This is a genomic window from Blautia sp. AF14-40, from assembly GCF_003479665.1.
Lineage (GTDB): Bacteria > Bacillota > Clostridia > Lachnospirales > Lachnospiraceae > Fusicatenibacter > Fusicatenibacter saccharivorans.
In genome coordinates, this window is the sequence record NZ_QUHK01000031.1 from 21,105 (window position 1) to 27,357 (window position 6,253).

4 protein-coding genes and 1 pseudogene are annotated in these 6,253 nt (G+C 41.2%); 2 read left to right on the forward strand and 3 right to left on the reverse strand.

The genetic code is table 11. The features are described from left to right. The first annotated feature begins 118 nt into the window (after positions 1-118). Entirely contained in the window at positions 119-1,051 is a 933-nt protein-coding gene (locus DWW13_RS15615) for a helix-turn-helix transcriptional regulator (RefSeq protein ID WP_118596000.1), read from the forward strand. A gap of 117 nt (positions 1,052-1,168) precedes the next feature. On the opposite strand, the gene DWW13_RS15620 is transcribed toward DWW13_RS15615, so the two are convergent. The 3 genes from DWW13_RS15620 to DWW13_RS15630 form a co-directional block, all read right to left on the reverse strand. Next, positions 1,169-2,764 carry a glycoside hydrolase family 43 protein gene (locus tag DWW13_RS15620; RefSeq protein WP_117762240.1) on the reverse strand — a complete coding sequence of 532 codons (1,596 nt, stop codon included), beginning with the start codon at positions 2,762-2,764 and terminating at the stop codon, positions 1,169-1,171. A 53-nt stretch (positions 2,765-2,817) separates the two neighbouring features. Continuing rightward, positions 2,818-4,725, reverse strand: coding sequence for an endo-1,4-beta-xylanase (locus tag DWW13_RS15625; RefSeq protein WP_117762241.1), 1,908 nt, complete (start codon positions 4,723-4,725; stop codon positions 2,818-2,820). Between the two features lie 124 nt (positions 4,726-4,849). Continuing rightward, positions 4,850-5,653 (reverse strand): AraC family transcriptional regulator, encoded by an 804-nt coding sequence (locus DWW13_RS15630; RefSeq protein ID WP_158568593.1) that lies wholly within the window; start codon positions 5,651-5,653, stop codon positions 4,850-4,852. 267 nt (positions 5,654-5,920) lie between these two features. On the opposite strand from DWW13_RS15630, the pseudogene DWW13_RS15635 reads away from it, so the two are divergent. Then, positions 5,921-6,253, forward strand: a pseudogene (locus DWW13_RS15635) (hypothetical protein); the annotation flags it as partial.

Sequence of the window (6,253 nt, forward strand, 5' to 3'; positions counted from 1 at the left end):
TAAAATCATTGTGTATTTCATTTCTTTTTTGTGCTTTATTTATAATATTCACCAAATTAGGCGAGCGCCAAAAAACGCAAAATTTAATTATTCTTATTTTGCTATTATAGGAGGAAGTATGACGAAACTTTTTAACGGAAATCATTTAGATCTATACAGTATCAACAGCGATTTTACCGGTTCCAGATATTTCACAATAGATCAGGAAGAAGTAGAATTCCATAACGCTACTACTATACGCATCTGGTTCAATGAACAATCGGCGGACTTCCCTTCCCACTGGCATACCGCCATGGAAATTCTGATGCCGGTTGAAAATTACTACGATGTCATCGTTAACGACAGCAGCTATCACCTGCTGCCTGGTGAAATTTTAGTAATTCCTCCCGGCGAACTCCACGAACTGATTGCTCCGAACGAGGGGAAACGATTCGTTTTCCTGTTTGACATCACTTTAATTACCAAACTGAAAAGTTTCTCCGGCATTCAGTCCCTCCTGGCGCAGCCGCTTTATGTCACTCCCGAAACTTATCCTAAAATTTACAACGACATATACCAGTTGCTTACGCAGATGTGCAACGAATATTTCAGCCAAAAAGAATACAGCGAACTGATCATTTACTCTCTGCTTATCAATTTCTTTGTCAAATTTGCCTACAATCGCATCAACGCAGAAGCTTTGTTTCCAAAGGTTCAATTAGATAAACAGAAAGAATATATACAGAAATTCAACGCTCTCATGACCTACATAGACACGCATTATACGGAAAATTTAGATCTTGAGACCGTTGCCAAATCTGTCGGTTTTAGTAAATATCATTTCTCCAGACTGTTTAAGCAATATACTAATTTCACTTTTGGAGACTACTTATGTTACAGACGCATCAAAGCCGCTGAAGAACTTCTGGCCAACGCTGACCTCTCCATTACCGAGGTTGCTATCCAGGCAGGATTTCCCAGTATCTCCACTTTTAACCGGCTCTTCAAGCAGCACAAAAGCTGCACTCCCAGCGAGTATCGTTCCAAAGAACATACTTTTCATAACCCATAAAGCAAAACACCCCCAAACCCTGCCGCTTGTGCAGATGTTTGGGGGTGTTTTATTTTACGACCGCAGTGCATTTAAAAATTCATTCCTGTGTATCTTTTGTTTTCCATTCGACAAGTATTATCTGTATATAAATTCAGAAAATCCCGCACTGCCTCCAATTTCCTTTGTAGCGTATATGAACAATCCAAACCGACAGCCGGTAAAATGATCCATCTTGAAATACAGCTTCTGGCTGATTCCTATCTGTTTCCAACCTTCTCCTGCATCATAATAGAATCTTGCTTCATCTTTCATGTTTTCAAATTCTGCTTCCACCCTGAATTTCACGTGATCTGTATGGATTTCCACTTCTTCCTGCAGAATGCCTGCCTGCGTGTCCTTCTCCATTCCCTGCAGAGATGCGTTATCCGCCGGGCGGTTCTTCATTACTGCAAACAATTTTCCGTTCTTCTTTGTGACAGCCACAAGACCGTAACATCCCTGTAATGCACAAAGTCCTGCATAATCACCGTCTTTCAGCAAAGAAGCATCTACCGTTACCTCCCCAACACAGCCCGGAAAACGCATTCTCTGCGTCAGGGTATTTTTCGCCTGTGTTACATTTTTGCAGAGCTTATCCGTGGTAATTTCCACTGTTCCAGTCTCGAAATCTCTTTTGATCAGAGACAAATCCGGTTCATGGTTGATCTGCCAGCAGCTTTTCAACCCAAAACTGTCATAATCATACTGTTTCGTCATTCTTCCGGATGCCTTTACCTCTCCATCCACAGAGAAACCGCCCTTAAAATCATCACTCTGTACCAAAGGAAGATATTCATATCCCGGTCTGGTACTTACCGTTTCAAAATCAGCCGGTACTTTTCCGTCCACACCAAACACCGGATAATCCTCTTCCCATCGGATCGGAACCAGTACCGGAATACGCCCCACTGCCCCTCTGTCCTGAAACAACACTGCATACCATTTCCCATCCGGAGTGTCTACAATTCCTCCCTGGGCAACTCCCTGATTACAATATCCCATATCATCATTCAGCACATCGCCGCCTGTGAATTCTCCTTCCAGAGAATCCGACACGAAACATGCCTCCACCCGTTTCCACTCTTTTCTCAGAGAGTGAATAAAGAACAGATAGTATTTACCGTTTATTTTATAAAAATGAGTACCTTCATAACCAAGGCCGGGATGTCCTTCGTCCTTGACAACAATTCTGTCGATACCGCCTTCTTTCGGACCGCTCAAATCCGCATCCAATTCCTGCAGACGAATGTATTTGTTTCCCGATGCTATGTAGACTCTGTCATCATCATCAAACAAAATGGAACAGTCATGATAAAAGCCCTTGATATAACTCTTTTTCCACGGTCCTTCGATAGAAGGCGCTGAATAAATGTATGTTTTCCCGGTATCATTTGCCACAAAACACACATAAAAGATTCCTTTATGATAACGCAGGGAAGCCGCCCACATTCCCTGTCCGTATATATTTTCCTCCCCTTCTATTTTCTGTCCCGGAGTGGAATCCAATACATCATAGACATAGGATGCATGCTCCCAGTTTACCAAATCGTAAGACCGCAGAATTTCACATCCAGGCATAAAGTGCATCGTTGTGCTGACCATATAGTAAGTATTATCGACCCTGATGACATCCGGATCCGGATAATCCAAACGGGTGATAGGATTTATTTCCTGATTTCCTGTATTATTCATAGTTATCTCCTCTCTATATACTGCATAATTCTTTCATAGGAATCCCGTACCAGTTATACGTTGTTCTCAGCACCTGCCGCATTCTGAGAAACAACAGAAATATCAATATCATCCACATAAAAATCAGCGCTTCCGTCCGTTTCCAGATAAAGATTTGCTGAATTTAAATCCTCCGGAATCGTGCACTCTGCCGATACTTCCACCCAATCATCCGAAGCATTTTTTTCTATGAGCTGTTCGGATACCGTTGTATCTAATCCCATTCGGATCTTTTTATCCTGTGTTTTAACAAATGCTGTTATTTTCACAGTTCTGCCAATATAAGAAGACAGATCCATCTTCATGGATGCATCCTGTTCGCTTCTGCTTATTTTAAGAGCATATCCTATTACGGCATCTTCTGTATGATTTTCTGTATTTACCATTGTAATGACCGACTGATGTCCTGTTCCACGGCTGTAAACCCCTACGCTCTGCGGCGTTACTGTTTTCGTTTTACCGTCCTCCACATAGGGTTCAAAAGAAACATGCATATCTTTTGCGTTAACAGCGAGCTTAACCGCTGTCAATGAGAACTCCTCACCTTTTCCGGCCATAACCATCGCTTCAAAAGCGGGTTTCTTTGACAAGTCACCATTGAAAAGCAACGGATTTACATCAGTTCTCCAGGATGCGTCATCGGTCAATCCCCATATTGTGACGGATGTAAGATTTACCCCACCTTTTACTTCCTCTATCAACCTTGCAAAAAAATCATAGTAGAACTTTGCCTGGTAGAATTCTGCATTTGCGTCACTTCCTGTACAACCGACATCCAGCTCCGTGATATGTATTTCATCCACAGCTGCATCATACTTTTCCAGCGCAGTCATATACTGTTCAATATTCTGCGTGTCATCCAGATGACCCTGCATTCCAATTCCATCGATTAGACCATCTCCATATATGGTTCCATCTCCATCCGGGTGAATCACCGGACTGGTAACTTTTTCATGATTTTCATTCCATGGTTCTTCCGTCAGAAAATGTACAATTGCATCGCTACGGGAAACCACCCATTCATTATAGTCGTTATAAAACAGTTTTGGCTGAATAGAAGACAGATCATCCGTTTCCGGATTCAATCCATAAAGGGAAGCATACTGATTGGAATACAGAACTTCTGCTTCTCTTGCGTATAAAAAGCAGTAATACAGATAGTCCGGCCCTATAATCTGATACCAGTAACTATTGCGCAAACCATCCGGCTGACTCTCATCGCATGCTTCGTTTACCACATCCCATGCATAAATAATATCAGCATACCCATTCCGATAAGTGTACTCCAATACTCCATATATATAAGTTTTTAACCTTTCCAGCAAAACTTCACGGCTCACCAGACAATCTTCATCCAGAACATCTGTATCGCTAACCGTCAGGTTTCCACCAGAATATGCTTTAAAATCTTTTGCAAAAATAGATGGATTGACCTGTGCATGCCACACAAGTACATGTCCACGGACTTTTACTCCATTTTCTTTGGCCCAATCCAATAATTCCTCCGCCGCAAAATCAACGGTAAACAACGTTTCCGATGAGGCATCAAAATTGTAAGCCGGTTTGAATTCATTGCCAAACGTAATACTGTTATACATTCTGCTGATTAATGCTTCTTTCTCCGGATTACCGATTTCTGCAAGCTGATTGTTCCAATGGTCAATGGCTTCACAGCCGGTTCCCAGCATAAAATATTCTTTATAAAGTTCATCCAGTTCCTCATAAGAACTGGTATCTGCATATTTTCCTGTGTTGGTTTCTGATTCTTCCTGCATGATTTCCACCCTTTCTACCGTCTCCGATTCTTTTTGTGATGTTTCAGACTCTCCTTTCGTCATCTGTTCCGCAAATACGCCAAAGAGCATCGCAACCGCCGCTGGCAAAATGATCAACATCCACTTTTTGTTTTTTCCTGTTTTCATCCCAAACGCATTTCCCCCTTGTCTTTTAGCATCTCCCACATGATTTTATCTAAAGTGTAACTTTTTTCTTCTTTTTTTTCTTCTTATCACTTGCTAACCTGCTCCCATTTGTTGCTGAATGTTCTTAAATGATGAAAGTACTATTTTTTTCTGTCGTTTTGCGATATTCTGTGGGCGTCATCCTCATGATCTTAAAAAATGCCCGGTTGTAGTAACTGATATTGTTGAATCCACAGGAAAGAGCGATTTCTGTTACTTTTTTGTCTGTCAAAAGCAATTGATTGCAGCTTTGCAGGATACGATATCGTATCAAATAACGAAACGGTGTCATTCCTGTTAATTCCTTAAAGGAACGACAGAACTGCCCTTCACTCAAATGGGCATATTCTGCCAATTCTTCCAAAGTGATATTCTGATGATAGTTTTTGTGTATATAAACAAGGGAATCCGATAACTGATCGGCATTTACATAAAATGCTTTCTTTCCTCCGATTTTGGATATGTGGTGATGAAAAAGCTTATCCCATATCAATAAAGAGGTTCCCCTCATATAGAGTTCTCCTGCCTCCTGGTTTTGAATGATCTGGTTTAAATATGTAAGAATCTCTTTCTGCCAGTCAATCCCCTCCGTCAAAACCGTCGCGAAAGCCAGATTATTATGCAGCACCGGCAGTACATAGGTGTTATAACTGTACGTTTCAGACTCTGGGAACAAGAACATCGGCGATAAAACAAAAGCATAAAACGCCGGCGGGATTTCTGACCGACTATTGGCGTAATGAAGCAGCCCAGGCGGAATAAAAATCCCATCTCCCGCCTGCAGGACATACGATCGATCTTCCATATGAACGGTGATTTCTCCCTGTACCAGCACTAAAAACTCCATTTCATGATGCCAATGGAGATATAACACCGGTTCATGATCCACGGCCGCCTCGGTATAGTGAACCGAATACGGAGCCGCTTCTGTCTGATGTGACATATTTTCATAAAAAGAGTCATTGGTATAAGAATTCATAAAATCTTCTCCCCGGAATTCATATTACAAAAACCATATCACGAATTTTTTAACACATCAAGATTGTGTTAGTTTTTATCAAGAAAAATCAAGCCATCAAAAGTCATCATTGCTATAATAAATTAACAGAAATCCAATGCTGTTACAAATAAGATGAATTTCAAGAGAGGTGTATGCATGGGAAAAATAGTGTTAGAACAGAATCGATTGATCTTTCAGAGAAGAGACGAACTGGTAGTCATTGAAGCATACGGCAGGAACTGTCTGCGAACCAGAGCGACCAGAAATGCCTGTATCTCGGATGAAAACTGGACCTTACTTCCGCCTGCGACGGAAGACAACTGTATCATAGAGGGAAACGAAGATTTTGCCACAATTACCAATGGAGATGTGAAAGCCACGATCGAAGCGGGATTTCCATGGTATGGCGGCATTATCTGTTTTTACCGAAAAGACAAATTAATTTTAAAAACTATAAATGAGCAAATCCAAAATATTGCACAAAAGAAA

Bases quoted from the DNA above. Each gene is read 5' to 3' on its own strand.
- DWW13_RS15615 (WP_118596000.1), top strand. From the start codon at position 119: ATGACGAAACTTTTTAACGGAAATCATTTAGATCTATACAGTATCAAC.
- DWW13_RS15625 (WP_117762241.1), bottom strand. From the start codon at position 4,725: ATGAAAACAGGAAAAAACAAAAAGTGGATGTTGATCATTTTGCCAGCG.
- DWW13_RS15620 (WP_117762240.1), bottom strand. From the start codon at position 2,764: ATGAATAATACAGGAAATCAGGAAATAAATCCTATCACCCGTTTGGAT.